Below are 26,044 nucleotides of genomic sequence, written 5' to 3' on the forward strand. Positions count from 1 at the left end.
CCAGACGTTGCCCGTTTCGGGAACAGTTGGCGCCTGGGAACGACCGGATCAGCGGGCGGCGAGCTCGGCCAGGAGGGCGGCCTCGTCGGCATCGCTGAGTCCCGCGCGGCGCGCGCCCTGGGTCACGCGCCGGCGTTCCCAGCGGAGTGTGTCGGCGAGGGTCTCGGCCAGCGGCCGGGTGACGAGCCCGGCTGCCCTGGCCGCGGAACTGTCCCGTGCGTTGAAGCCCGCGTAGTCGGGCAACGGCAGCCAGAGCGGCAGGGACCGGGGGCCGGACCATGGCTGCACCTCGTGCCCGAGCAACCAGGCGGCATCGGCGCCAACGACCGGGCCGGTGTGCCCGGCCACAGCGCGGGCGACGGCCAGGTGCTCTGCCAGTGAGACCGTCTCCCCCGCGGCATTGAACACCCCGGCGGTGCCGTCCTCGGCGGCGTCGACGATCCACTCGGCGAGGTCACGCACGTCGATCAGCTGGGTGAGCATGGCCGGTACGTCTGGAACGAGCACGCTGTGGTCGTCCGTGGCCGGCTGGGCGAACCGGAGGGGCCAGTAGCCGCTGCGGTCGAACACGTCACCGGGCCCGCCGATCAGGCCGGACCGCACGATCAGCGAGTTCTGCGGCCCGAAGGCGTCGAGCACCCGCTGTTCGCAGGCAACCTTGGCCTCGCCATAGGTGTCCATGCTCTCCATCACGTCGCCCTCGAGGGCCGGCAGCAGCGCGGCGCTCTCGTCCTCTCCCGGGATGGCGGTGCCGGCGTACACGTTGCTGGAGGAGACGAAGGTGTAGGAGCCGGCGCGCTCACGGAGCGCTGCAACGGCGGCTGCCACCTGCCCGGGCTGCCGGGAGACATCCACCACCACATCCCACTCCGCAGCGGCCACGGTGTCGTAGGCGTCTGCCCTGGTGCGGTCGCCGCGCACGAAACTCACCCCCTCCGGCACCTCGCCGGATTCACCGCGGGCCAGGCAGGTGACCCGATGGCCGTGCCGGCTCGCCGCTGCCGCGATGGTGCTGCCGAGCCAGGCCGTTCCGCCGAGGATGAGGAATCGCATGCGGCCAGCTAACCGAACATCGGCATCCGGCAGCAAGCGCGGTTCGCTCTGGGCACAGCATGTCTGCAATCACGTCCCTGCTTTCCGGGAATCGCACGGTCCAGGGCGACCTCTACCGTGCGATGTGCGGAAACGAGCGCGGCGACCTGGTCGGCAGCGCCGGAGGACGCCCGCCCGTCGGAGCAGACCTAGTCCGTGTCGGCCTCGGCCGTCGGTTCCGGCTCGGTCGGCTCGGCATCCGGCAACCCGGCCGGGCCGAACTCCAGCAGCAGCCGGAACTGGTCCGCGTCGATGATGCGCAGGCCCAGGGCCTCCGCCTTGGCCAGCTTGGACCCGGCACCGGGACCGGCGGCCACGTAGTCGGTCTTCTTCGAGACGCTCGAGGCGTTCTTGCCGCCGGCGGCGAGAATCGCCTCGGAGGCACCCTCCCGGGTGAAGCCCTCCAGAGACCCCGTCGCCACGACGGTGAGTCCGGTCAGCACTCCCCCGGCAGCGGCGGCGGCACCAGGGCCCGGATGCCCGGGCGTGGTGAACTGCACCCCGGCGGCGGCCCAGCGCTCCACGATTTCGCGGTGCCAGTCCACCTCGAACCAGTCGATCACGGCATCCGCGATGATGCCGCCGACCCCGTCGACCTCGGCGAGCTCCTCGCGAGAGGCCGCCCGGATCGCGTCCAGCGAGCCGAAGTGGTTGGCCAGGGCACGCGCCGCCACCGGGCCCACGTGACGGATGTTGAGGGAGACCAGGATGCGCGCGAGCGGCTTGGTCTTGGCCAGCTCGATCTCGGCGATGAGCTTGACCGCGTTGGAAGAGGCCTGCGGGCCGGTGAGGCCGGCTTTCTTCTCGGCCGCGGTCGGGTTGCGGCGGAAGGGCGTGCGCTGGCGCACGGTACCGTCGTCGTCTTCGCGGGCCAGGCCGGTCTCGGCGTCGCGCACGACCACAGAGATGGGCAGCAGGTCGTCGAGGGTGAGCTCGAACAGGCCGGCCTCGGTGTCCAGCGGCGGGGTCTCTGGGACGCTCGGCTGGGTGAGCGCTGCCGCGGTCACCTCGCCGAGAACTTCGATGTCGAGGGCGCCACGGGAACCGATGTGTTCGACCCGGCCGCGCACCTGGGCGGGGCAACTGCGGGCGTTCGGGCAGCGCAGATCGATGTCGCCTTCCTTGGCGGCCTTGAGCGGGGTGCCGCAGACCGGGCAGTCGGTTGGCATCACGAATTCGCGCTCGGTTCCGTCGCGCAGTTCCACGACCGGGCCGAGAACCTCTGGGATGACGTCGCCGGCCTTCCGCAGCACGACAGTGTCGCCGATCAGCACGCCCTTGGCCTTGACCACATCCTGGTTGTGCAGGGTGGCCTGGCGCACGACGGAGCCGGCAACCCGCACCGGTTCCATCACGGCGAACGGGGTGGCGCGGCCGGTGCGGCCGACACTCACCACGATGTCGAGCAGTTTGGTGTTCACCTGCTCCGGCGGGTACTTGTAGGCGATCGCCCAGCGCGGCGCCCGGTTGGTGGCGCCGAGTTCGGCGTGCAGCGCGAGCTCGTCGACCTTGATCACGATGCCGTCGATCTCGTGTTCGACGCTAGCGCGGTGCTCACCGAAGTACTCGATGAACGCGGCGGCCTCGGCGGCCGTCGGCTCGACCCTGAAGTGCGTGCTGGTGGGCAGGCCCCAGCCGGCCAGGAGCGCGTACACGGCGGACTGCGCGTCGGCGCCGGGTTGTTCCCACGCGCCGATGCCGTGCACGAGCATGCGCAACCGACCGAGCCTGGCCTTCATCAGCGCGAGCTGGTCGGCGTTCTTGCCCTCGGCCTTCTGCCGCAACGAACCGCTGGCGGCATTGCGCGGGTTGGCGAAGACCCGGTCGCCCGCGGCGCTCTGGGCGGCGTTGAGTTCTCGGAAGGCCTCGACGGGGAAGAACACCTCGCCGCGCACCTCCATCAGCGGCGGATGCCCGGTGCCGCTGAGCCGCTCGGGGATGCCGGGAACCAGGGCGATGTTCTCGGTGACGTCCTCGCCGACCACACCGTCACCACGGGTGGCCGCACTGACGAGCACACCGTTCTGGTAGCGCAGGTTGATGGCCAGGCCGTCGATCTTGAGTTCACAGAGGTAGTGCACGCGCCGGCCGGCATCGCGCTCCACCTTGGCCGCCCAGGCCTCGAACTCCTCGATCGAGAAGACGTTGTCGAGGCTGAGCATCCGTTCGGCGTGCTGAACCGGGTCGAACAGGGTGGTCTCGGCGCGGCCGCCCACGGTCTGGGTGGGGCTGTCCTGGCTGGCCAACTCGGGAAAGAGTCGTTCGAGTTCTTCCAGCCGCTGGATCAGGTGGTCGTAGTCGGCGTCGGAGAGAACGCTGGCGTTCTGTTCGTAGTACGCGTCGCGGGCCTCGAGGATGCGGCTGGTGAGGCTCGCGGCTTTCTCTCCGGCGGCCGCCAGGGCTGCGGCCGGTGACGCTCCGGTGGCGTCAGGCATTGATCGTCGCGGAGTCGGCGGGAACCGGAACAGCAACGTCAGGGATCGCACGAACCGGCACGGCACTCACCGTGCGGTCGATCGTGCACTGGCCGAGCACCCGGGTGCCCACATAGACCACGGCGGTCTGGCCGGGGGCGACGCCGGTGAGGGGTTCGTTCGGCAGGATGCGGAGCTCCGTGTGCGCCTCCACCGGCGGGGTCGCGGTGGGGTCGGCGGGCACGCTGATCACCTGGGCCACGGCGGGCTCGGGGTCGGCGTGGGCGCGGATCTGCACGTCGCAGGCGAATTCAATCTCGGGGTGCTCTGGCGCGAGGCCCGCCCAGGTGAACTTGGTGCCGGCGATCTCCCTGATCGCCAGGGCCTCCTTGGGGCCAACGACCACAGTGTTCGACACGGGGCGCACTTCCAGCACGAACCGGGGCTTGCCGTCCGCGGCGGGCGTGCCGATGGAGAGGCCCTTGCGCTGGCCGACGGTGAACGCCACGGCGCCCTCGTGTTCGCCGAGCTTGTTGCCCTCGCGGTCCAGGATGTCGCCCGTCGCCGGGGCGACCCGCTCACCGAGCCAGCCCCGGGTATCACCGTCGGGGATGAAACAGATGTCGTAAGAGTCCGGCTTGTTCGCCACGGAGAAGCCGCGTTCGGCGGCCTCTGCGCGCACCTCGGCCTTGGACGGCGTGGCGCCCAGGGGGAACATCGAGTGCGCGAGCTGCTCCTTGGTGAGCACGCCGAGCACGTAGGACTGGTCCTTGGCCCAGGCACTGGCGCGGTGCAGTTCGCGGTTGCCGTCGGCATCCGTCACGATCGAGGCGTAGTGCCCGGTGCACACGGCGTCGAAGCCGAGGGCGATGGCCTTCTCGAGGAGAGCTGCGAACTTGATCTTCTCGTTGCAGCGCATGCACGGGTTGGGCGTGCGGCCGGCAGCGTATTCGGCGATGAAGTCATCGACCACGTCGAGCTTGAACCGCTCGGAGAAATCCCACACGTAGTACGGGATACCGATGATGTTCGCGGCCCGTTGGGCGTCCATCGAATCCTCGACGGTGCAGCAGCCGCGGCTGCCGGTACGGAGCGTGCCGGGCATGCGCGACAAGGCCAGGTGCACCCCGACCACCTCGTGCCCTGCCTCGACCGCGCGGGCTGCGGCCACGGCGGAATCCACCCCACCGCTCATTGCTGCCAGAATCTTCACTGGTTAAGTGTACGCACGCGGCGCCGAGTCGGCCATTCCCGCGCCGATCGCCTGCCCCCAGGCCACCGGAAGAGCGTCGAGCAGCGCGTCGACATCGGCCTGGGTCGAGGTGCGGCCGAGCGTGATCCGCAGCGCGCTGCGGGCCTCCGCCTCGCTGCGGCCCATGGCGCGCAGCACGTGCGACGGCTCGGGGATGCCGGCCTGGCAGGCTGACCCCGTCGACACCGACACTCCCGCCACGTCGAGCAGGAAGAGCAACGAGTCGCCCTCGCAGCCGGGGAAGGTGAAGTGGGCGTTGCCGGGCAGGCGGCCGGATGAGTCCGGGTCGCCGTTCAGCACGGCCGACGGCACGGCTGCGCGCACTCCGGCGATCACCCGGTCGCGCAGCACGGCGAGACGCTCGTTCTCGCTCGCCAGCTCGGCCGTCATGGCCGTGGCGGCGACCGCGAACGACACCGCGGCCGCGACATCCTGGGTGCCGCTGCGCACCTGGCGCTGCTGTCCGCCGCCGTGGATCAACGGCACGACCGTGGCGGTGCGGGAGAGCACGAGCGCACCGATGCCCACCGGGCCGCCGATCTTGTGCGCCGAAACGCTGAGCGCCGAGACGCCGACCGCGTGCAGGGCGGCGAAGTCGATCGGCACGTGCCCGTAGGCGGAGATGGCGTCGACGTGCACCGGGATGCCGGCGGCTGCGGCGAGCGCCGCCACCTCCTCGATCGGCTGCAGGGTTCCCACCTCGTTGTTGGCGGCGAGCAGGGAGACCAGGGCCACGTCGTCGGGGTTCTCGGCGATGGCCGCGGCGAGCGCCGCGAGGTCGATCCGGCCGAGGGCGTCCAGCGGAATCCACTGCACCACCGCCCCCTCCTGCTGGGCAAGCCACTCCACGGTGTCGACGGTGGCGTGGTGTTCTCCGCCGGGCACGAGGATCCGTGTGCGGGGCGCCCTCGCCCAGTACAGCCCCTTGATGGCGAGGTTGACCGATTCGGTGCCGCTGCCGGTGAAGACGATCTCGATCGGGTCGCTTCCGACGCTCGCGGCCACGCGTTCCCTGGCCTCTTCAAGCATCCGTTTGGCGTTCTGTCCCTGGCTGTGGATCGAGGCGGGGTTGCCCACCACCGCCATGGCCTCCGCGTACGCCGTGATGGCGGCCGGCAGCATCGGCGCCGTCGCCGCGTGGTCAAGATATACCGGCATCTGCTCGCCTCCTTCAGCTCACGTGCGCGGCCAGGCTGACTGCCCGGCGCTGGTCAATAAAGATCGTCCGCACTCATTACTCTAGATCTCATGACAGCACCAGACTCCCTTCGCAACCTGGGCGTCCGCGCTACGAGCAATGGTGGGGAGCTGCGCGTCTGGTCGGAGCACGCCGAGGCGATCGAACTCTGCATCTTCGACAACACCGACCCGAACTGGATCGTGCGCACGGTGCCGATGGTGCGCGGCGACAACAACGTCTGGGTCGGCCGGAGCCGCACCCTCACCACGGGCCGCCGCTACGGCATCCGCGTGTCAGGTCCCAACGGGCCCACGCACTCCTTCCACCCGGAGAAGACCCTGATCGACCCGTATGCCCGCGGGCTCGTGCGGGTGGGACCGGACCAGTGGCAGTCCTCGATGGTCGACGGTGAGTTCGACTGGGCCGGCTCCTCGAAGCCGAACACCCCGATGGACCACACCGTGGTCTACGAGGCCCACGTGCGCGGCCTCAGCAAACTCAGTTCCGCGATGCCCGTCGAACTGCGCGGCACCTACGCTGGGCTCGCCCACGAGAGCACCATCGCGTACCTCAAGAACCTCGGCGTGACCGCGGTGGAACTCCTGCCGGTGCAGTCCTTCGTCTCCGAGCAGCGCCTGATCAAGCAGGGCCTGTCCAACTACTGGGGCTACAACACCTTCAACTTCTTCACCCCGCACGCCGACTACGCCACCCAGTCCTCCCAGTCCGCCGGACCGGAGGCTGTGCTCCGCGAGTTCAAGGGCATGGTCAAGCTGCTGCACGAGGCCGGCCTCGAGGTCATCCTCGACGTGGTCTACAACCACACCGCCGAAGAGGGCCCCGCCGGCCCGGTGACGAGCCTGCGCGGCATCGACAACGCCACCTACTACCGGCAGGATGCCCAGGGTCGCTACATCGACGTCACCGGCTGCGGCAACACCGTCAACTTCGGCCACGAGGTGCCCCGGCGCCTGGTGCTGGACTCCCTGCGCTACTGGGCCAACGAGGTGCAGATCGACGGCTTCCGGTTCGACCTGGCGGCCACCCTCGGTCGGGACGAGAACGTGCATTACACGCCGGAGCATCCGCTTCTCACCGCGATTCGGGACGACCCCGCCCTGGCCGGCGTCAAGCTCATCGCCGAACCGTGGGACGTGGGCATGGGCGGCTGGCAGACCGGCAACTTCCCCGAGGGCTGGTCGGAATGGAACGACCGTTACCGCGACCGGATGCGTTCCTTCTGGCTCACCGACGTCGCCGCGGTGCGGGAGAACTCCACCTCCGACAGCGGCATCGGCCGGTTCGCCTCCCGCCTGGCCGGCTCCGCGAACACCTTCTCGGTGGAGCGCGGCCCGTTGGCGTCGTTGAACTTCATCACCGCGCACGATGGTTTCACGATGGCCGATCTCACCGCCTACAACGTCAAGCACAATGTGGGCAACGGTGAGGCGAACCGGGACGGTACCAACGGCAATAACTCGTTCAACCACGGTGTGGAGGGCCCCACCCGCGACGTGACCGTGCTGCGCACCCGTCGCCGGGCGATGCGCAATCTGCTGGGCACCCTGCTGTTGTCGGCGGGGGTGCCGATGCTCACCGCCGGCGACGAGTTCGGCCGCAGCCAGCGCGGCAACAACAACGCCTACTGCCACGACAGCGAGCTCACCTGGCTGGACTGGAACTTCGACGACTGGCAGCAAGACCTGCACCGTGTCACCCGGCAGCTGCTGACCTTGCGCCGGGAGAACCCGGCCCTGCGCCCGGTGCGCTTCGGCCGGCCCGGCCACACCACCCTCAGTGCCAGCCAGATGGACTGGTACAACGCCGCCGGGCAGTCCATGTCGGAGACCGACTGGAACTCCCCGCAGGAACGCACCCTGCAGTACCTCGCCGCGAGCACGCCGGAGCACGAGGACTTCAACCGCATCCTGCTGATCGTGCACGGCCTCGAGACCCCGGTCGACGTGGTACTGCCCCTGCACACCGGGGTGTCGGGGTACACGGTGCTCTGGGACTCCAGCCATGACGACATCCGGGAGGTGCAGAGCTCGTACATGCCCGGCGCCGTGCTCACCATGGGCGGCACCTCGATGCTGCTCTTACGGGCCGAAGAGGCGCTGGCATGAGCAAGCCGGATGCCGGCGGCACGCCCGCCACCGTCGCGTTGCAGCACGCCGGCATCCGGTTCATCGCCCACTCCTACCCGCACGACACCGCTGTGACGGGCTACGGCCTCGAGGCGGCCGACAAGCTCGGCCTCGATCCCGACCAGGTGTTCAAGACCCTGCTCGCCGACGCCGACGGTGTTCTCGTCGTGGCGATCGTGCCGGTCTCCGGCCAACTCGACCTCAAGGCCCTGGCCGCGGCCGTCGGCGCCAAGAAGGCCGTCATGGCCGACCCGAAGGTCGCCGAGCGCAAAACCGGCTACGTGCTCGGCGGGATCAGCCCGATCGGCCAGAAGGCACGGCACACCACGGTCCTCGACGAGACCGCCGAGCTCTACGACACCGTCTTCGTCTCCGGCGGCCGCCGCGGTTTCGACCTCGAGCTCTCCCCCGCCGACCTCGTCTCCGTCACCGGCGCCACGGTGAGCGCGATCGCACGGGACCGATGACCATTCCGCCCAGAGACCCCGACCCGCTGCCTGGCCCCTTCCCGTACGGCCCCGCCATCCCCCCGGACCCGGATACCGAGTACGCACCGGCGCAGGCCTCTCCCCCGGAGCCGGAGCCGATGCCGGTGAACCTCGCCGAGTTCGTTCCGGATGACGGGTCCCGCCGGGTGCAACGCACGATCGGCACTCTGAAGGTGATGAGCGTGATCGCCCTGGTCGGCGGCGCGGTCGGCATGCTCGGCGCCGTTCTCCGACGGGATCTCGGCGACATCGAACTGGCCGCGTTCGTGTCGATCTCGATCGTGCTGCTGATCGTCGCGTGTGCATTCCCCGTCGCCCTGCTGGTCCTGGGTCGCAGACATCGCCACAGAGAGGCCACCCGCAGCGTCGCCGGGTCGGCCACGGTCTGGGGAGTGATCTGCGTCAGCCTCGGGGTGCTGGCTGTCGGTCCCGCCCTGGGCAACTCCGTGGTCGGGGCCATCGAGGACGCCGCCGTTCGGTCGAGTTCACCGACCCCCGCCGAAACCGAGTTCACCCCCGACGAGGTGCGGGCCCAGGCCGAGAGCCTGCTGACGGATCTGGCCGCGGTGGCCGGCGGCGCCGTGCCTGACACCCTGCTGCCCGGGGAGGATGCGCCCGGGCTCAGATCCGAGCCCTGCCAGCTGAGCAATCTCGGGCCCGGCGTGATCATTTCCAGCAGCGGCGACCGGTACGACACCCCCGGTGACCCCCTCGCCGCCCTTGACGCGGTGGAGGCGTACTGGCGGGATGCCGGGTACGAGCCCCGCCGATCCGGCGGCGACACGACCGTCGACCGCATCCACCCGCAGGTGCGTGTGTCCGGCGGTGCGATCGAACGCGTCGGGGTGTACGCGACCGACGACATCGGCTACAACCTCATCATCGAGTACGAATCCATCTGCGTCGCGGAATAGCGTGCGTCACCGCCCCTCCGGTGGCCGGTCGCACCCGCTGTAGCAGGCGCGATCGGCCACGGAAGGCGCGGTGGGCGGTGTCGGCGGCGCTCAGCTGGCGACGGCCACCAGCCCCATCTCGGCCGGGCTGTTCAGCAGGTCGTTCCGCGGCACCACCCGCACCGTGTAGCCGAAGCCGCCGGCGCGGTCGAGCTCGACCGTGCCGGTGAACAACGTCGGCGCACCTGGCGCCAGCGTTTCGGTGGCGTCCTGGCTCAGGGCGTCGTTGATCGGGTCGAGGGCCTGCGTGTTGACGTCGGCGAGGTCGTCACCGCCGAGGCTCTTGCCGTACACGACCTGCACCGTCACGTCCTCCGGTGCGAGGCCGTTCAGCTGCACATGCGCGCGCAGGCGCAGCTCGTCGCCCACCTGCGGAACCGGCGCGACTCCACCGGATTCCACATGCTCAACGGCCACTCCGGGCCAGGCGCCCAGGATCCTGGCCTTCCAGATGGACAACTCGCGGGCTGCGCGATAGTTGTTCGCCGACAACCTGGCCTCAGAGGCCCCCGCGGGGCGGTACAGCTTCTCCACGTACTCCCGCACCATCCGGCCGGCGTTCAGTTCGGGTGAGAGTCCGGCCAGGGTATGGCGGATGTTGGCCACCCAGCGTTCGGGCACACCGTCGTGGTTCCGGTCGTAGAACGGCGGTGCCACCTGGTGTTCGATCAGTTCGTACAGGGCTTCGGCTTCGATCCGGTCGCGTTCGGCGGAGTTCGGGGCCGAGTCAGCCGACGGGATCGCCCAGCCGTTCTGGCCGTCGAAGTACTCCGGCCACCAGCCGTCCAGGATCGACAGGTTGAGCGCGCCGTTCAGAGCGGCCTTCATGCCGGAGGTGCCGCAGGCCTCGAGCGGGCGGAGCGGGTTGTTCAGCCACACATCGGTGCCCGGGTACATCAACTGGGCCATGCCGATGTTGTAGTCGGGCAGGAACGCGATCCGGGTGCGCAGCTCCGGGTCCGCGGCGAACTGCACGATCTTCTGGATCAGCCGCTTGCCCTCCTCGTCGGCGGGGTGCGACTTGCCGGCGATCACGATCTGCACCGGGTGCTCAGGGTGCAACAGCAGGGCGCGCAACCGCTCGGGGTCGTGCAGCATCAGGGTGAGGCGCTTGTAGGTGGGCACCCGGCGGGCGAACCCGATGGTGAGCACATTCGGGTCGAAGACCTGGTTGATCCACGCCGGCACCAGGCCGCCGGGGTTCTGCTCCAACCAGGCCGCACCGATGCGGCGGCGGGCGTCCAGCACGAACTGGCGGCGCATGTCCCCGCGCACCTCCCAGAGATCCTGGTCGGTCACGGCGGATGACGCCCAGTCGGCGCTGGAGGTGTCGCTGGTGCCCAGCCGGTTCTCGGCGAGGGCCTTGAGCGACGGGTCGGTCCAGGTGGGAGCGTGCACCCCGTTGGTGATGGAGGTGATCGGCACCTCACTGGCGTCGAAGCCCGGCCACAGCCCGCTGAACATGCGCCGGCTGACCTCGCCGTGCAGCTTGGACACACCGTTGGCATGCTGGCCGAGGCGCAGCCCCATGATGGCCATGTTGAAGACATCCGGCGACCCGCCGGGGTAGCTTTCCGCGCCGAGGCCGAGCAGGTCGTCGACGGCCACGCCGGGCAACAGGTCGGTCTCGAAGTAGTGCCGCACGAGCGACGTCTCGAACCGGTCGATCCCCGCGGCAACCGGCGTGTGGGTGGTGAAGACAGTGCCGGCCCTGGCCACCTGCAGTGCCTCGGCGAAGCTGAGCCCCTCACCGATCAGGCTGGAGATGCGCTCGAGGCCGAGGAAGCCGGCGTGCCCCTCGTTGGTGTGGAACACCTCCGGCTCGGGTCGGCCGTTCAGGGTGCTCCACAGCCGCACGGCCCGAGCCCCGCCGATGCCCAGCAACAGCTCCTGCAGCAGGCGGTGTTCCCCACCGCCGCCGTAGAGCCGGTCGGTCACCTGGCGGAGTTCGTCAGAGTTCTCCGGAATGTCGGTGTCCAGCATCAGCAGTCGGATGCGGCCGACCTTGGCCTCCCACACCCTGGCGTGCATGGTCCGGTCGTCCGCCAAGGCCAGCGACACCTGCACCGGCGAACCGTCGGCCCGGCGCAGCACCGACAACGGCAGACCGTCGGGGTCCAGCAGCGGATAGCTCTCCAACTGCCAGCCGTCGCTGGAGATGGCCTGGCTGAAGTATCCGGCCTTATAAAACAAGCCAACGCCGACCAGGGGAACACCGAGGTCAGAGGCGCTCTTGAGATGATCGCCGGCGAGGATCCCGAGGCCGCCGGAGTATTGCGGGAGTGCGGCGGCGATGCCGAACTCCGGCGAGAAGTAGGCAATCGACTCCGGCTTCTCCCCTTCGAGGCCCTGGTACCAGCGCGGCTGCTCGAGGTAGTCCCTCAGGTCATCGCGCACCAGGTTCACGCCCGCCACGTAGTCGTGGTCCTCGGCCAGCTCAACCAGTCGGGCCGGGTCGACCGCCCCGAGCAGGGCCACCGGGTCGGTGCCGATGCTGCGCCACAACTCCGGCGCGATGTGTTCGAACAGTTGCCGGGTGGGCTCATGCCAGGACCAACGCAGGTTAGCGGCCAACTCGTCGAGCGCGGCCAGCGCCTCTGGCAGGACTGCACGGACGGTAAATTTACGGATCGCCTTCACGAACCTCACTTTAGGGGCGTCGAGTGTCCATCGGGTAACGATCACGCGCGTGTGGACCGCCGATTCCGGTCGCGTTCGCGCTACGGTCATTGTGTGGCTAAGACAGCAAAACGAACCGGAACCGCTCCTTCAACGCCGAGCACCGCGGACGCACCGACTCAGGTCGGCCGGATCCCCGTTCTCGACCTCTCCCCCCAGCTGAACGACAATCTCTGGCCGGCGAAAGCGTTCGCCGGCGAGGTCGTTCCGTTCCGGGCCACCGCATTCCGGGAGGGGCACGATGCCATCGGCGTGATGCTGCACCTCACCGCCCCGAACGGCAGGGAGAGCCGGCATCCGATGCGCCTCACCGTGCCGGGCACCGACCGGTACGAGGCCTTCGCCCGGCTCGACCTGCCGGGTGCTTACACCTACCGGGTGCGCGCGTACTCCGATGACTACGCCACCTGGGTCCACAACGCGGCCATCAAGATTCCGGCCGGCATCGACGTCGAGCTCACCTTCCTGATCGGCTCGACCCTGTTGGCCGCCGCCGCCAAGGACCTGGGGCGCCCCGTGCCTGAGCGCCGGTTGTTCGCCGCAGCGGGCAAGACCCTCGCCAACCGCAAGCTGCCGCTCGAGACCCGCTTCGCCGTCGTGAGCGACCCCGCCCTGGCCGCCGCCGCCGTGCTGCGGCCCGTCTCCAGCCTCGACACGTTCTCGGCCACCCGCACCGTCAGGGTCGAGCGCACCCGCGCCGGAGTCGGCTCCTGGTACGAGTTCTTCCCCCGCTCAGAGGGCGCCGTGCCGCTCGGCGACGGCCGCTGGCAGAGCGGCACCTTCCGCACCGCCGCCGACCGACTGCCCGCCGTGGCCGCGATGGGCTTCGACGTGCTCTACCTCCCGCCGATCCACCCGATCGGCCGTGCCTTCCGCAAGGGGCCGAACAACACCCTCGACGCCGGCGAGAACGACCCGGGCTCGCCCTGGGCGATCGGGTCAGCGGATGGCGGCCACGACGCCATCAACCCCGAACTCGGCACCATCGACGATTTCGTCTTCTTCCTCGGCGCCGCCCGAGCAGAGGGCATCGAGGTGGCCATCGACCTCGCCCTGCAGGCCTCGCCCGACCACCCCTGGGTGACCCAGCACCCGGAGTGGTTCACGACCCTGCCCGACGGCACCATCGCCTACGCCGAGAACCCGCCGAAGAAGTACCAGGACATCTACCCGATCAATTTCGACAACGATCCTGACGGCATCCGCGCCGAAGTGCTGCGCCTGGTGCGCTACTGGATCGGGGTGGGCGTGAACATCTTCCGCGTCGACAATCCGCACACCAAACCGCTGGATTTCTGGGAGTGGCTGATCGGTGAGGTCAACACCGAATTCCCCGACGTGGTGTTCCTCGCCGAGGCGTTCACCCGGCCCGCGCTGCTGCAGGGCCTGGCCAAGGTCGGCTTCCAGCAGTCGTACACCTACTTCACCTGGCGCAACACCAAGGAGGAGCTCGAGGAGTTCTTCGAGGGCCTCGCCCACGAGACGGCCGATTTCCTGCGGCCGAACCTGTTCGTGAACACCCCCGACATCCTCTCGGAGTACCTCCAGTTCGGCGGTCCCGCGGCGTTCAAGATCCGCGCGGCGCTCGCGGCGACGGCGGCACCCACCTGGGGCCTCTACGCCGGTTTCGAGCTGTTCGAGAGCGTCGCCCGCCCGGGCGCCGAGGAGAATATCGACAACGAGAAGTACGAGTTCCGGCCGCGCGACTTCGCCAAGGCCGAGGCACTGGGCAAGTCGTTGTCGCCGTTCCTCGCGCTGTTGAACCGCATCCGCGCCGACCACCCGGCGCTCCGCCAGCTCCGCAACCTCGACATCCACTCCAGCGACGACGACTCGATCCTCGTCTACAGCAAGTACCTGGCGGCCGAGTTCACCGACGACGGTAGAGCGGATGCGCTGATCATCGTCGCCAACGTCGACCCGCACTCTGTGCGCGAGACCGTGGTGCACCTGGACGTGACCCGGTTCGGCCTGCCCCTGGGCGCGCACTTCGAGGTGGAGGATCTCATCACCGGCTCGGTCTGGACCTGGTCTGCCGACAACTTCGTGCGTCTGGACGCATTCACCGAACCCGTGCACATCCTGCGCGTCAAGACCCCGGCGACGACGCCGGACCAGAAGGGACTGGCCGAATGAAACACGCCACCGGCCGACCCGCCGACGAACTGCCACAGATCTCCGCCCACATTCTCGAGACGGTCTCGGTGGGTTCGTACTACAACCCGCACGAAGTGCTCGGCCAGCACCTGCTCGACCTGCCCGACATTGCCGACCCGCTCACCGTCATCCGGGCCCTGCGCCCGCTGGCCAACGAGGTCGTCGCCGTGCTGTCCACCGGCGCCCGGATCGAACTCTCCCACCTGGGTTACGGCATCTGGCAGGGCGTGAGCACCATCGGCCCGCAGGACTACCAGATCGAAGCCCACTACGAGGGCGGACCGGCGTGGATCGCCGACGACCCCTACCGGTACCGGCCGACGCTGGGCGAACTCGACCTGCACCTCATCGGCGAGGGCCGCCACGAACGGCTCTGGGATGTGCTCGGGGCCCACGTGCGCGAGTTCCCCGGCGTGGTCCTGTCCACCGCCGGCACCTCGTTCGCGGTCTGGGCCCCGCACGCCCGCGCGGTGCGGGTGATCGGCGACTTCAACGGCTGGCACGGCGTGCTGCACTCCATGCGCAACATGGGCAGCACCGGGGTCTGGGAACTGTTCGTGCCCGGCCTGGCCGCCGGCTCCAACTACAAGTTCGAGATCCTCACCCAGGCCGGCCAGTGGGTGCAGAAGGCCGACCCGATGGCGCGTTATACCGAGATCCCGCCGCTCACGGCGTCGGTCGTCGGCGAGACGGCGTACACCTGGGGCGATCAGGACTGGCTCGCGACCCGCAGTGCCACCGACCCGCACAACCGGGCGATGAGCGTCTACGAGATGCACGTGGGATCCTGGCGGCCCGGCCTGGGCTACCGGGCCCTGGCCGACGAACTGATCGGCTATCTGGAGGAACTCGCGTACACGCACGTCGAGTTCATGCCGCTGTCCGAGCATCCGTTCGGCGGTTCCTGGGGCTACCAGGTCACCGGCTACTACGCGCCGACGAGCCGGTTCGGGCACCCGGACGACCTGCGCTACCTGATCGACCGGCTGCACCAGGCCGGCATCGGCGTGATCATGGACTGGGTGCCAGGTCACTTCCCCAAGGACGACTTCGCCCTGGCCCGGTTCGACGGCCAGGCGCTGTACGAGCACCCGGACCCGCGCCGTGGTGAGCAGATGGACTGGGGCACCTACGTCTTCGACTTCGGCCAGAAGCAGGTGCGCAACTTCCTCGTGGCCAACGCGCTCTACTGGCTCGAGGAGTTCCACATCGACGCCCTCCGGGTCGACGCCGTCGCGTCGATGCTGTACCTGGACTACTCGCGCAAGGACGGCGAGTGGGAGCCGAACAAGTACGGCGGACGGGAGAACCTGGAGGCGATCAGCCTGCTGCAGGAGATCACCGCAACGGCCTACAAGCGCAACCCGGGCACGATCATGATCGCGGAGGAGTCCACCAATTGGGGCGGTGTGACCGCGCCCACCTCCGGCGGCGGCCTCGGCTTCGGCCTGAAGTGGAACATGGGCTGGATGCACGACTCGCTCGAGTACATGAGCGAAGACCCAATGCACCGCAGCTATCACCACAACGAGATGACGTTCTCGTTCGTCTACGCGTTCAGCGAGAATTTCCTGCTGCCGATCAGCCACGACGAGGTCGTGCACGGAAAGGGCTCGCTGATCAACAAGATGCCGGGCGACTCCTGGCAGCAGTTGGCCAACGTGCGGGTGTACCTGGCCTTCATGTGGGCGCACCCGGGCAAGCAGCTCCTTTTCATGGGTCAGGAGTTCGGCCAGCGCTCCGAGTGGAGCGAAGAGCGCGGCCTGGACTGGTGGATCCTCGATCAGCCCGGCCACCGTGGTCTGTTCAACCTGGTCGGCCAGCTCAACCGGGTCTACCGGGCGACACCGAGCCTCTGGGCCCGGGACAACGAGCCGGGCGGGTTCGAGCTTCTCGACGGTGGTGCGGCAGCAGAGAACGTGATCACCTTCGTGCGCTACGACAACGGCGGCTCCCCCGTGGCCTGCCTGTTCAACTTCTCCGGCCGGCCGCACGCCGGCTACCGGGTGGGGCTGCCGCAGGCCGGCGTCTGGGAGGAGATCCTCAACACGGATGCCGAGAACTTCGGCGGCTCCGGCGTGGGCAACCTCGGCGAGGTAATTGCCCTCGCCGAGCCGTGGGCGGGTCGGCCGGCCTCCGCCACGCTCACCCTGCCCCCGCTCGGCGCCCTCTGGCTGCGCCTGCGCCGCTAGCAGCGCTCCGGGAATGCGAAAGCGCCCGTGTGGTCACCTCAGAGAACTGAGCTGACCGCACGGGCGCTTTCGCGAGCTACCGGGGCGCGTCGTTAGTAGAGCAACGCGGTGAGGCGCTTGCGTGCCGGCGGCACGCGCGGGTCGTCGGTGCCGACGACCTCGAACAGCTCGAGGATGCGCTGGCGGATCGCATTCTTGCCCGCCGCATCCTGTGCCGGGAACAAGCCGAGCAGCCGGTCGAACGCGTCCTCGATGTGTCCGCCGGACAGGTCGAGGTCGGCCACGAGCAGCTGCGCGTCGAGGTTCTCCGGGTCGTCAGCGGCGGCCGAGCGCACCTCGGCGATGGTCTTGCCCTGCAGACGGCCCAGCAGGCTCACCTGGGCCAGCCCGGCCGCGGCCATGGCATCGCGCGGGTCGCGGGCCAGCGCCAGCTTGTAGATGTCGATGGCGGCGGCGTAGTCGCCGCGTTCGATGGCATCGTAGGCCTCTTTGTGGTGCGGCGGCAGTTCGGGTTCGACAGGTTCGGCGGGAACACCGTCCGGCGTCACCGCGGCATCCGCCACACCCGTCACACCGTGCTGGGCGGCGAGTTCGAGCACCCGCTCGAGTACTTCCCGGATCTGGACGACCGGGAGCACGCCATCGAACAGCTGCACCGGCTGGCCGTTGATGACAGCGGCGAGGGTGGGCACCGAGGTGGCCTGGAAGGCCTGTGCCAGCTGCGGGTTGGTGTCGATGTCGACGGTGGCGAGCACGAACCGGCCGTTGTACTCCCGGATCAGGTTCTCAATCACGGGGGTGAGCTGGGTTGCCGGCTCACTCCAAGTGGCCCAGAGGTCCACGATCACCGGCACGAACTTCGACAGCTCCAGGAGCTCGGCGAAGTTGGTGTCAGTGCCCTCCAGAACCAGGTCGGGCACCGGCACGACACCGGCAGGGGCGCCCGCCGGCGCTCCGGCGGCGGCACCCGGCGCCGGCGCCGGCGGTCGGTTCACGAGCGAGGACAGGTCGACGGCGCCGCGCAGGTTGGAGCCGGCTGGGGGGACTACGGTCATGGAAGCTCCACGGAAGAGATCAGTCCCTGGCTGAAGCCAAGGAGAACGATTTTGTCGGTTGAACCAGCGGCAGGCACATGGAAGAGGAGCTGCTCGCTGTAGGTGCTCTGGATGCCCTTCGAGGTCTTGTCGATCCCCGACAGCGCCCGGCTCGGACCAGAGGTGGGCTCGATCGTCGCCTTACCGTTCACGGCGGTCACTGTCGTGATCTCGTTGACACTCACGGCCACGATACTGCCGGAGTCGTTCGTCGCAAGGGCCACGACGTCGCCGCTGCCGACGGCGTTGGTGAACTCCATCGTCGCGGTGTCTTCGAGCTTGTCCTTCTGCGCCTGCTTGGCTTCGACGCCGAGCTGGGTGCGGGCGGTGTCGCCCTCGGCCTCGAACAGAGGGTACGACGCGCTCGCCTCACCGTTGAGCAGGATGTCGGCATATGCCGGCCCGACCGCCTCGGGGGCCATCGACATGAACTTGTTGTCCGGAGCGATAGCCACCGCGCCGATAGTGGCCGGGGCCACGCCGGGAACCTTGGCGGAAGCTTCCAACTGGATCGCGTATTCGACCAGGTAGTTCTCCCGCGGCGACTCCTGCTTGAGGATGAGCGCCATGGTGGGCACGGATGCCTCGTCGGCCGACTGCAGCACCGTAGTGACCACGCGCGGCCAGGTGTCGGTCTGCTGCGGCAGGGTCAACGTCAGCGGTGCATCGGGCAACGCCGTGGTGGGGGCGAAGCTGGCGTCGGCGGTGCGGATCTTATAGTTGGCGAGTCGCTGCTCGAGGGCCGGGCCGGTGAAGCGGGTCGCGATGGCGGCGGCGTCGAGGTTGGCGTCCGCCTCGGCGGTCAGGTTCACGATGCCGCCCACGATGCGCTCGAGCTGCGGCACGGTCACGGCGGGCTCCGGTGCCTCGTCAGCGACGGGCTCCTCGGTGCCCTCCGCGGTCGGGGACGCCGTCGCGGTCGCCGTGCCCGTGGCCTCAGGGGCCGCGGACGGCCAGAACTCCGGCGAGCATCCGCTGAGCACCAGACCGGAGACCAGCACCAGCGGAACGGCGATCATCGACTTGCCGATCGACCGGCGCGGGCCAGTGATCTCGCTGGCCTTGATGGTCTTGGGGCGGGGAACCCGGGGCAGACGGGGCATGCGGGGTCCGCGCGAAACGTTTCGCCGGGGACGGCGGGATCGCCGCAGGTGCAGCAGGCCGAGCAGGTAGATCACGAAGCCGATCAGCGCCATCAACGCACCGCCGACGATCAGCGGGCCGGCCCACGGCGTCGAGTTGTCGGTGGGCCAGGCCACAGAGATCTCGGTCGGGGCGGGAGCGGTGCCGTCGGAGGCGATCAGGACCGAGATGCCCGCCGGCACGTTGATGGTGGTGGTCAGCGACTCCGGCGCCGAGAACTCTTCGAGCCAGAGGTCGGAACCGGCCGGGTTCGTGGGCAGCGGAGTCACCTCGGCGGCCTCGTCGGCGGGCTCCGTCACGGTGCCGGTCGCCGTACCGGTGGCGGTCGAGACCGTCAGGGCGTTGGCATCGCTGTCGAAACCGACATCGGCGTAGTCCTCCGCGCCGATCCAGGCCTTGACGTCGTCGGTGCGGCCGTAGGCGACGAAGACGCTGTCGGAACCGCTGACGGTGAGAGTCTGGCTACCGGAGAACGCCGCCAGCGCCGTGCTGTCGATCACCGCGAACGCCGAACCGTCCTCGACGGTCGTGCTCAGGCTCGTGGAAGCTGGCTCGAGAAAGACTGTTCGCTGCGCGATGCCGAATGCGATCATCAGCGCTGCGAGGACGAATGCCAAAATGGCAAAGACGAAACGCACGTAAAACCCTCCTGTGTTGCCTTCCGATTGCTGCAGAGTACACGTCACGCCACCGCTTGTCGGGGCCGGAAAGCAACAGACACGGACGTCCCACGATAGTGGACGCTCCTGAGAGCTGCCTACGAGCGCCTTTTCGGCGCCTTTTTTGGCCTCACGTGCACTTCCTCCCTCGAAGACGGGATGGGGAGGGTTCCCCCAGGGCACTAAAATTGCACGGGCTGCTCCGTCGTACCCAATTCGACGCCGAGCCCCATTATGAGGAGAGAACGTGGCAACCGAAGAGGCTGACTTCACCCAGGTGTTCCGGGGGTACGACAAGGACGAGGTCGACAAGGCCATCCAGGGACTCCGCCGCGACCTCATTCAGGCCAACGCCGCCAGCACGGAAGCCGCCAAGGAAGTCAAGCGCCTCGGCGCCAGGATCGACGACCTCAACGCTGAAATCGAAGAGGTCGGCAGCCCCACCTTCTCCGGTCTCGGCACCAAGCTCGAGAACACGCTGCGCGTGGCAGAGGAACAGTCCACCCGCGTCATCGCCCAGGCCGACATCGACGCGGAGAAGCTGCGCGCGTCGGCCTCGGCCGAAGTCGACGCCATGAAGCGTCAGGCAGCCGAGCACGCCGAACGATCCGTCTCCGACGCCACGGTCAAGGCCGAGCGTCTACTGGTGGACGCCCAGGCCGAGGCCGAGGACCTGCTCGCACGGGCCGCAGAGACTCATGACCAGCTGACCCAGGATGCTCTGCAGGAAGCCGCCGCGATCCGCGGCGCCGTGGCCACCGAAGCGGCGGAGTTGCGCGCGACGGTCAAGCGTGAGGTCGCCGCCATCCGCTCAGAGGCCGAGCGGGAGGCCGCAGAGGTGCGTGTCGTCGCCCAGCGTGAGGCCACTGAGGCCAGGGAGATCGCCGCAGGCCTCACGCGCGAAACCGAGCTGACCCGCGCCGAGGTCGCCCATGAGCTCGACCAGCAGCGTGCCGACCTGGCCCGGGAGACCGAACAGGCCCGCATCGACCTCGCAACGGAGACCGAGCAGGACCGCATCGACCTGGCGCGTGAGACCGAACAGGCTCGCATCGACCTCGCCCATGAGACCGAGCAGGCCCGGGCCGACCTCTCGATCGAGATCGAGCAGGGTCGTACCGACCTCGCCCGGGAGATTGAACAGGGCCGGGCCGACCTCGCCATCGAGGGCGAACAGGCCCACACCGACCTCGACCGCGAACTCGACCGGGATCGCGCCTCGATGAACCACGACATCGACAAGGCCAGGGCAGACCTCGCCGCGGAGATCGAGCAGGCCAGGGCCGACCTCGCCCGGGAGCTCGAGCAGATCAAGGCCGACTTCGACGCCGACAGCGAGCAGGCCAGGATCGACCTGGACAACCACCTCACCGCAACCCGCAAGCGCGGCGAGCACGAGGCCGCCAAGCTGCGCCGGGAGATCGACCAGATCCGCGCCGACCTCGAGGTGGAACTCAAGGGGCGCAGGGACGAGGCCGAGCAGGACCACCTGGCCCGGCACCAGGCGGCCGTGGCCCAGACCCAGAAGTACCTCGACGACTCCGCCACCCAGCTGGCCGACACCAATGCCCGCACCGTCGAACTGCGCGCCCTGAACGAGACGCTCGACTCCGGCGCCCGCGCCGAGGCCAAGGTCCAGAAGGCCAAGGCCGACGACCAGGCCGAGCGGATCGTGCGTGACGCAGAGGACCGGGCCGCCGCGCTGATCAGCGATGCGGAGACACGCACGCGTGAACTCGTCGCTGACGCCGAAGACCGCCTGGCGCAGATTAGGATTGAGCGCGACTCGGTGGCTGGTTATTTCGAGAGCTTGCGGAGCGTTTTGACCCAGGCGGAGAAAGTGAATTCCGACCAGGACTAGACCGACCAGAATCAGTCAGTACGGCACGTCAGACGGGCTGCAGTTCGAACGAGTAGTGGAGACCCTGTGAAAATCAACAACGCCTTTCGGTTGGGTCTGGTCGGAACCCTCGGCGTGGGCGTGGGTGTCCTCATTCTCAGCTCGATCGTGTCGTTGTCGACGATCATCACCTACATCGGTGCCGCGCTGTTCCTCGCCCTCGGTCTCGACCCCGCGGTGTCCTGGCTGGAGAAAAAGAAGTTCCCGCGCTGGGCGGCCATCCTCACGGTTCTCGTCGCCGTGCTCGGTGTGCTCACCGGCGTGATCTTCGCGATCGTACCGATCATCGTCGACCAGGTTGCCAACCTGTCCGACCGGATTCCCGCCCTGGTGCGGTCGGTGAACACCTCCACGTTCCTCGATGACGTGCAGAACCAGTTCCCGGCCCTGGACGTTCCCACCATCGTCAAGTCGGTGACGGACTACCTCGGCGGCAACCTCACCACCATCACCGGGGCCATCGTGGCGTCGGGGGTGGCCATCGTCGGCGGACTCTTCGGCGGCCTGATCATCCTGATCCTCACGTTGTACTTCACGGCGTCACTGGGCAGCATGAAACGCGCCACCTATCAGCTGGTGCCGGCGTCCAAGCGGGAGCGCTTCGCCGACCTGAGCGAGCAGATCACCACGGCAGTGGGACGCTTCGTCGTCGGCCAGGGAGCGCTGGCGGCCTGCAACGGCGTGTTCAGCTTCATCTTCCTGTCGATCATCGGCGCACCGTTCCCGGCCGTGCTCGCCTTCCTCGCCTTCCTGCTGTCGCTGATCCCGCTGGTCGGCACGATCACCGGCTCGGTCATCATCGTCGCCACCTGCATGATCCCCGGCATCGGCAGCTCCTGGCTGACCGTGCTGGCGGCCGGCATCTACTACCTCGTCTACATGCAGATCGAGGCGTATGTGCTCAGCCCGAACATCATGAACCGGGCCGTCGCCGTTCCCGGCGCCGTGGTTGTCGTGGCCGCCCTCGCCGGCGGTTCGCTGCTGGGCATCCTGGGCGCCCTGATCGCCATCCCTGTGGCCGCATCGGTGATCATGATCATCAAGCAGGTCGTCATTCCCCGCCAGAATGAGCTGTGACGGCTCGTTCCCGCCCGGTCGGCACCCAGTTCGGGTTGCCCCTGGCGGGGCCGCAGCGCGGCTCCTAGAGCTCGCCGGCCCATTCCTCGGGCAACGGCGCCGCGGCGGGGTTGACCACGGCCACGATCTCGTTGAGCACCCGACGGGTCTGGTTCTCCCCCACCCACAGGTGCTTGGCGCCGTCGACCGGAATGAAGGTGGCCTCGGGCACGCTGGCGAACCTGGCGCGGGCTTCGGTGGGGCGCAGGAATTCGTCATGTTCCGGCACGAGCACGACGAGTTTGCGCTCGTTACCTGCCCAGGCCGCGACCTCGGCGTCCGTGGCCCGGTGCAGCGGAGGCGAGAGCAGGATGGCTCCGCGCACCGGGTGCTTCAGGCCGTACTTGAGAGCCAGCTCGGTGCCGAACGACCATCCGACCAGCCACGGGTTGGGCAGTCCGCGCTCGGCCACGAAGGCCATCGCAGCGGCCACGTCGGCGCCCTCGCTGTTGCCGTGCCCGAAGCTGCCCTCGCTCGTGCCGCGCGGTGAGCTGGTGCCGCGGGTGTTGAAACGCAGCACCGCCAGGTCGGCCAGGGCGGGCAGGCGGCCGGCGGCCTTGCGCAGAACGTGCGAGTCCATGAAGCCACCGCTGGTGGGCAGCGGATGCAGCGTGACCAGGGTCGCCACCGGTGGCCGGTCCAGCGGGGTGGCGAGTTCACCGACCAGGGTCAGTCCGTCGTCGGTGTGCAGTTCGATGTGTTCGCGCAGGGCGGGCAGTTCGATGCCGCCGCGGATCTCGACAGTTCCGGCCATGGGCATTCTCCTCGTCGGGTTCGCACGTTCCCGGTGCCGGGCGGTGCAGGGGTGGGACTACTTGATTCTCCAGCAGTGCGCGTGCCAGTGCCGGCGAGCCGCCAGGTCGGCGGCGTCTCCGGTGACGCCGTCGCCGCGCCAGGTGACCATGTGCGCGACGCCGGGTTTGATCTCCAGCCGGCAGCCTGGGCAAAGGTAGGTTTTCCCGGCCTGGGCGGCGCTGATCGGCTGCACATGCCACTCACCGTCACGCTTCGTCTCGGTGCGTCGCCAGCCGGCCATCATGCGAGAGAGGCCGTCCTCGTCATCGTCCCCTGGGCCGGGTTTGCGGCCCTTGGGGCGATTGCTGCGCGGCATGGTGCAAGTCTAGCCCGCGCCTCCGCGAGGCCGCCGAGGACCGTCCGGGTCGCACGCAGCCCGCTCACGGACAGCGGCGGGCTAGTACCAACCGACGTCGACGGAGTGGCCCCAGGCGCCGCACGGGGTGCCGTAGCGCCCACTGATGTAGCCCAGGCCCCACTCGATCTGGGTGGCGGCGCTGGTCTCCCAGTCGGAGCCGGCCGAGGACATCTTCGACCCGGGCAGGGCCTGCGGGATGCCGTAGGCGCCACTGGGGTTGGCTGCGTTGACCCGCCAACCGGATTCCTTGTTCCAGAGCGAGACGAGGCAGTTGTACTGGTCCTCGCCCCAGCCGCGGGAAGCGACGGCGCCGTAGGCGTAGGCCTGGGCTGACCCGGGATCCGGCGTCGCGGCGGCCGCGGCGGAGGAACCCGACGATGCGGGTGCGATCACGACGGGTTCTGGTTCCGGCTCGGGTTCGTGCACGGTGTACCCGTCGACGATCACCGAGTTGGCCACAGCGCCGGCAACGAGCAGCGACTGGGCCTCTTGCCCCTGATACCGGTCGGACGCGGCGCCGGGCACCTGGAAATAGGGAGACGCCGTGGCGCCGGAGTACGGGTCGACGACGGTGACGAGAACGAACGCGGCAGCGGCGGTGAACGCGAACATCGACAGCGCGACATGGCTGCGCGACGCCGGCCGGTGCATGCTGCGCTGCGGCCGGCGGACCGGGGCGGGCAGCACGTTCGGAATGAACGGTGCGCGAATCGGGCTGGAGGCCGGTGCGCTCACCGACGATGCGCCCGAATCAGGCGCGGAGATACTCAGATGTCTACCCACGATTCTTCGACCCTAGCCCACTCGGCGGGTAACAACCAGGTAACGACACGCGATCCGTCACCGAACGGCGAGCATCACGTCGACAACGCCGTCGAGCACCAGGTCGACCTGGGCTTCGCGGTAGCCGGCGCGCTGGGGGCGGAAGACAGCGGTGCGCACCTCGTCGACGGTGACCGGGTTCCCGTCCTGGAAGTAGTTCACGAGCTTGGCTGAGAGCCGGTCGACATCCGCCCGGTTGTAGCCGGTGCTGAAGTAACTGGTGCGGGCGAACCGCTGCCCGGCCGGGCGGCCGAGCCGATTGATGAGCACCTGGGCGGTCTGGCGGGCCTCGTCGAGCCAGGCTTGCTGGCCGGCCGCGCTGGTGAAGCGTTCCCGCTCCCTGGCGGCGAAGGCGTCCTCGAGGCGTTCGAGGGCGGCATCCACGTGCTCCGGGGAGTACCCGCCCTTCTGCATCGCAAAGGCCGTGTGGCGGATGTCGGCCGCTGTCAGGGCGTCCTCGTCGTCGGTGTCGTCGTAGGCCCGACGGGTCGACTCGAGGAACTCCTCGACCTGCTTGAGGTTATAGCCGAGCGTCTTCTTGCTGGTTCGCGGAAAAGTAGTGCTCACCGCCTCATTCTGCCCCACGACGGCCCGGCTGTCGAAAGCGCCGGCGTCAGGCAAAGATCAGGTACAACGCGTAGGCGGCGGCAGCGGACGGCAGAATCGAGTCGAGCCGGTCGAGGAACCCGCCGTGGCCGGGAAGCCAGGAGCTCATGTCCTTGATGCCCAGGTCTCGCTTGATCAGGGATTCCGCGAGGTCACCGAAGGTGGCGGTGATGAGAATGACAACGCCGAAGATCGGACCGAACCACCAGGGCTGCCCGAGCATGAACACGGCGAGCAGGATGCCGATGGCGATGCAGGCAAGCGCGGCACCCGCGAATCCTTCCCAGGTCTTCTTCGGGCTGATGGTGGGCACCATCTTGTGCTTGCCGAACGACAACCCGGCGGCGTAGGCCGCCGTGTCGGCCGAGATGACCAGGAGCAGGAAGGCGAGAGCCCACCACTGGCCGCCGTCTTGCGTCACCAGGAGCACGGCGAAGCTGGCGAGGAAAACGACGTAGACCTGGATCAGGAAGCCGCCCCCGATATCGGCCAGGACGAACCTAGCCGGGGCACGGTGCGCAGGGAGCACCAGCATGCCCACCCGCCAGAGCGCGATGAACGCGATGCCGCCGAGCGTCGCGAGCCACTGCCCGCCGGCGTCCCAGTAGAACGCCGCGGGCACAACGGCCACCGCGGACAGCAGCACCGGGATTCGCGGAACGTTGCGCCCACCATGCCGGAGCGCCTGGGCCAGCTCGAAGGAGGTGAACCCCACGATCACGAACGCGACGATCATGAACAGTTCTTTGATGAAGATCAGGCTCACCAGCATCGATCCACCGAGCACAAGCCCGATCAGGGTCGCCAGGATGAGGTTGCGTCCCGTGCGGGCCTCGATCCGCTCATTGGTGGCATCGATCTGCGCCCGGGTCGCTTGAACCTGGCGCTCGATGTCGGCTTTCGTCGATTGCACCTGTGCCCGGAACTCGGCACGTGTGGTGCCGCGGCCCCGCCGGGTCGGTTTCGTTGGCCCTGGATCTTCTGTCATGGCTGATCC

Annotated in this window: 19 protein-coding genes; 7 read left to right on the forward strand and 12 right to left on the reverse strand. The window is 68.8% G+C overall.

Going from position 1 to position 26,044, the window contains the following annotated elements:
* Positions 1–48: 48 nt before the first annotated feature.
* The 4 genes from CTB96_RS14445 to CTB96_RS14460 all read right to left on the reverse strand — a co-directional run bounded on the left by CTB96_RS14445 (position 49) and on the right by CTB96_RS14460 (position 5,916).
* Complete coding sequence (locus CTB96_RS14445) at positions 49–1,053, reverse strand: NAD-dependent epimerase/dehydratase family protein (RefSeq protein WP_110127542.1); 1,005 nt, start codon at positions 1,051–1,053, stop codon at positions 49–51.
* 188 nt (positions 1,054–1,241) lie between these two features.
* Positions 1,242–3,527, reverse strand: coding sequence for an NAD-dependent DNA ligase LigA (gene ligA, locus CTB96_RS14450; protein WP_110127543.1), 2,286 nt, complete (start codon positions 3,525–3,527; stop codon positions 1,242–1,244).
* Positions 3,520–4,719: a tRNA 2-thiouridine(34) synthase MnmA gene (gene mnmA, locus CTB96_RS14455; protein WP_219993265.1), complete on the reverse strand. Its 1,200-nt coding sequence runs from the start codon at positions 4,717–4,719 to the stop codon at positions 3,520–3,522. The genes ligA and mnmA overlap by 8 nt, the downstream gene beginning before the upstream one ends.
* A gap of 3 nt (positions 4,720–4,722) precedes the next feature.
* The gene (locus CTB96_RS14460) at positions 4,723–5,916 is read right to left on the reverse strand and encodes a cysteine desulfurase family protein (RefSeq protein WP_110127545.1); all 1,194 of its coding nucleotides are present in this window, start codon (positions 5,914–5,916) and stop codon (positions 4,723–4,725) included.
* A 90-nt stretch (positions 5,917–6,006) separates the two neighbouring features.
* On the opposite strand from CTB96_RS14460, the gene glgX reads away from it, so the two are divergent.
* The 3 genes from glgX to CTB96_RS20365 are packed head-to-tail and all read left to right on the forward strand — an operon-like array spanning position 6,007 to position 9,487.
* Complete coding sequence (gene glgX / locus CTB96_RS14465; RefSeq protein ID WP_110127546.1) at positions 6,007–8,064, forward strand: glycogen debranching protein GlgX; 2,058 nt, start codon at positions 6,007–6,009, stop codon at positions 8,062–8,064.
* On the forward strand, positions 8,061–8,552 hold the full coding sequence (ybaK, locus tag CTB96_RS14470; RefSeq protein WP_110127547.1) for a Cys-tRNA(Pro) deacylase: 492 nt from the start codon (positions 8,061–8,063) through the stop codon (positions 8,550–8,552). Before glgX ends, ybaK begins: the two co-directional genes overlap by 4 nt.
* Positions 8,549–9,487, forward strand: a complete 939-nt coding sequence (locus CTB96_RS20365; protein ID WP_146215824.1) for a hypothetical protein — start codon at positions 8,549–8,551, stop codon at positions 9,485–9,487. The genes ybaK and CTB96_RS20365 overlap by 4 nt, the downstream gene beginning before the upstream one ends.
* Before the next feature lie 90 nt (positions 9,488–9,577).
* Here the strand turns inward: CTB96_RS20365 and glgP are convergent, their stop codons facing one another.
* Positions 9,578–12,166 (reverse strand): alpha-glucan family phosphorylase, encoded by a 2,589-nt coding sequence (glgP, locus tag CTB96_RS14485; protein ID WP_110128504.1) that lies wholly within the window; start codon positions 12,164–12,166, stop codon positions 9,578–9,580.
* Between the two features lie 171 nt (positions 12,167–12,337).
* On the opposite strand from glgP, the gene CTB96_RS14490 reads away from it, so the two are divergent.
* Positions 12,338–14,341 carry a maltotransferase domain-containing protein gene (locus CTB96_RS14490; RefSeq protein WP_282433153.1) on the forward strand — a complete coding sequence of 668 codons (2,004 nt, stop codon included), beginning with the start codon at positions 12,338–12,340 and terminating at the stop codon, positions 14,339–14,341.
* On the forward strand, positions 14,338–16,554 hold the full coding sequence (gene glgB / locus CTB96_RS14495; protein ID WP_110127550.1) for a 1,4-alpha-glucan branching protein GlgB: 2,217 nt from the start codon (positions 14,338–14,340) through the stop codon (positions 16,552–16,554). The genes CTB96_RS14490 and glgB overlap by 4 nt, the downstream gene beginning before the upstream one ends.
* 92 nt (positions 16,555–16,646) lie before the next feature.
* On the opposite strand, the gene CTB96_RS14500 is transcribed toward glgB, so the two are convergent.
* A complete protein-coding gene (locus CTB96_RS14500; RefSeq protein WP_110127551.1) occupies positions 16,647–17,609 on the reverse strand; it encodes a tetratricopeptide repeat protein in 963 nt (320 codons plus the stop codon).
* Complete coding sequence (locus tag CTB96_RS14505) at positions 17,606–19,429, reverse strand: DUF8094 domain-containing protein (RefSeq protein ID WP_110127552.1); 1,824 nt, start codon at positions 19,427–19,429, stop codon at positions 17,606–17,608. Before CTB96_RS14505 ends, CTB96_RS14500 begins: the two co-directional genes overlap by 4 nt.
* 268 nt (positions 19,430–19,697) lie before the next feature.
* Here CTB96_RS14505 and CTB96_RS14510 point away from each other — a divergent pair, with 268 nt between their 5' ends.
* Entirely contained in the window at positions 19,698–21,311 is a 1,614-nt protein-coding gene (locus CTB96_RS14510) for a coiled-coil domain-containing protein (RefSeq protein ID WP_110127553.1), read from the forward strand.
* A 66-nt stretch (positions 21,312–21,377) separates the two neighbouring features.
* Positions 21,378–22,427 (forward strand): AI-2E family transporter, encoded by a 1,050-nt coding sequence (locus CTB96_RS14515; protein ID WP_110127554.1) that lies wholly within the window; start codon positions 21,378–21,380, stop codon positions 22,425–22,427.
* Positions 22,428–22,491: 64 nt separating this feature from the next.
* On the opposite strand, the gene CTB96_RS14520 is transcribed toward CTB96_RS14515, so the two are convergent.
* From CTB96_RS14520 to CTB96_RS14540, 5 genes are all read right to left on the reverse strand, one after another.
* Entirely contained in the window at positions 22,492–23,220 is a 729-nt protein-coding gene (locus CTB96_RS14520) for an alpha/beta hydrolase (protein ID WP_181397269.1), read from the reverse strand.
* 57 nt (positions 23,221–23,277) lie between these two features.
* Positions 23,278–23,577 carry a hypothetical protein gene (locus CTB96_RS14525; RefSeq protein WP_110127556.1) on the reverse strand — a complete coding sequence of 100 codons (300 nt, stop codon included), beginning with the start codon at positions 23,575–23,577 and terminating at the stop codon, positions 23,278–23,280.
* 81 nt (positions 23,578–23,658) lie between these two features.
* The gene (locus CTB96_RS20830; protein ID WP_248283386.1) at positions 23,659–24,354 is read right to left on the reverse strand and encodes an aggregation-promoting factor C-terminal-like domain-containing protein; all 696 of its coding nucleotides are present in this window, start codon (positions 24,352–24,354) and stop codon (positions 23,659–23,661) included.
* Positions 24,355–24,459: 105 nt separating this feature from the next.
* The gene (locus CTB96_RS14535; RefSeq protein ID WP_110127557.1) at positions 24,460–25,008 is read right to left on the reverse strand and encodes a DivIVA domain-containing protein; all 549 of its coding nucleotides are present in this window, start codon (positions 25,006–25,008) and stop codon (positions 24,460–24,462) included.
* 46 nt (positions 25,009–25,054) lie between these two features.
* Positions 25,055–26,035, reverse strand: a complete 981-nt coding sequence (locus tag CTB96_RS14540) for a phosphatidate cytidylyltransferase (RefSeq protein ID WP_110127558.1) — start codon at positions 26,033–26,035, stop codon at positions 25,055–25,057.
* Positions 26,036–26,044: the final 9 nt, after the last annotated feature.

The organism is Cryobacterium arcticum, assembly GCF_003185895.1.
In the GTDB taxonomy this organism is placed as follows: Bacteria; Actinomycetota; Actinomycetes; order Actinomycetales; family Microbacteriaceae; genus Cryobacterium; species Cryobacterium arcticum.

Excerpts from the sequence above, each read along its gene's own strand:
- ybaK (WP_110127547.1), top strand. The coding sequence starts at position 8,061 with ATGAGCAAGCCGGATGCCGGCGGCACGCCCGCCACCGTCGCGTTGCAG.
- glgX (WP_110127546.1), top strand. The coding sequence starts at position 6,007 with ATGACAGCACCAGACTCCCTTCGCAACCTGGGCGTCCGCGCTACGAGC.
- CTB96_RS20365 (WP_146215824.1), top strand. The coding sequence starts at position 8,549 with ATGACCATTCCGCCCAGAGACCCCGACCCGCTGCCTGGCCCCTTCCCG.
- CTB96_RS14525 (WP_110127556.1), bottom strand. The coding sequence starts at position 23,577 with ATGCCGCGCAGCAATCGCCCCAAGGGCCGCAAACCCGGCCCAGGGGAC.
- CTB96_RS14520 (WP_181397269.1), bottom strand. The coding sequence starts at position 23,220 with ATGGCCGGAACTGTCGAGATCCGCGGCGGCATCGAACTGCCCGCCCTG.
- CTB96_RS14445 (WP_110127542.1), bottom strand. The coding sequence starts at position 1,053 with ATGCGATTCCTCATCCTCGGCGGAACGGCCTGGCTCGGCAGCACCATC.
- CTB96_RS14500 (WP_110127551.1), bottom strand. The coding sequence starts at position 17,609 with ATGACCGTAGTCCCCCCAGCCGGCTCCAACCTGCGCGGCGCCGTCGAC.
- CTB96_RS14540 (WP_110127558.1), bottom strand. The coding sequence starts at position 26,035 with ATGACAGAAGATCCAGGGCCAACGAAACCGACCCGGCGGGGCCGCGGC.
- ligA (WP_110127543.1), bottom strand. The coding sequence starts at position 3,527 with ATGCCTGACGCCACCGGAGCGTCACCGGCCGCAGCCCTGGCGGCCGCC.
- glgB (WP_110127550.1), top strand. The coding sequence starts at position 14,338 with ATGAAACACGCCACCGGCCGACCCGCCGACGAACTGCCACAGATCTCC.
- CTB96_RS14460 (WP_110127545.1), bottom strand. The coding sequence starts at position 5,916 with ATGCCGGTATATCTTGACCACGCGGCGACGGCGCCGATGCTGCCGGCC.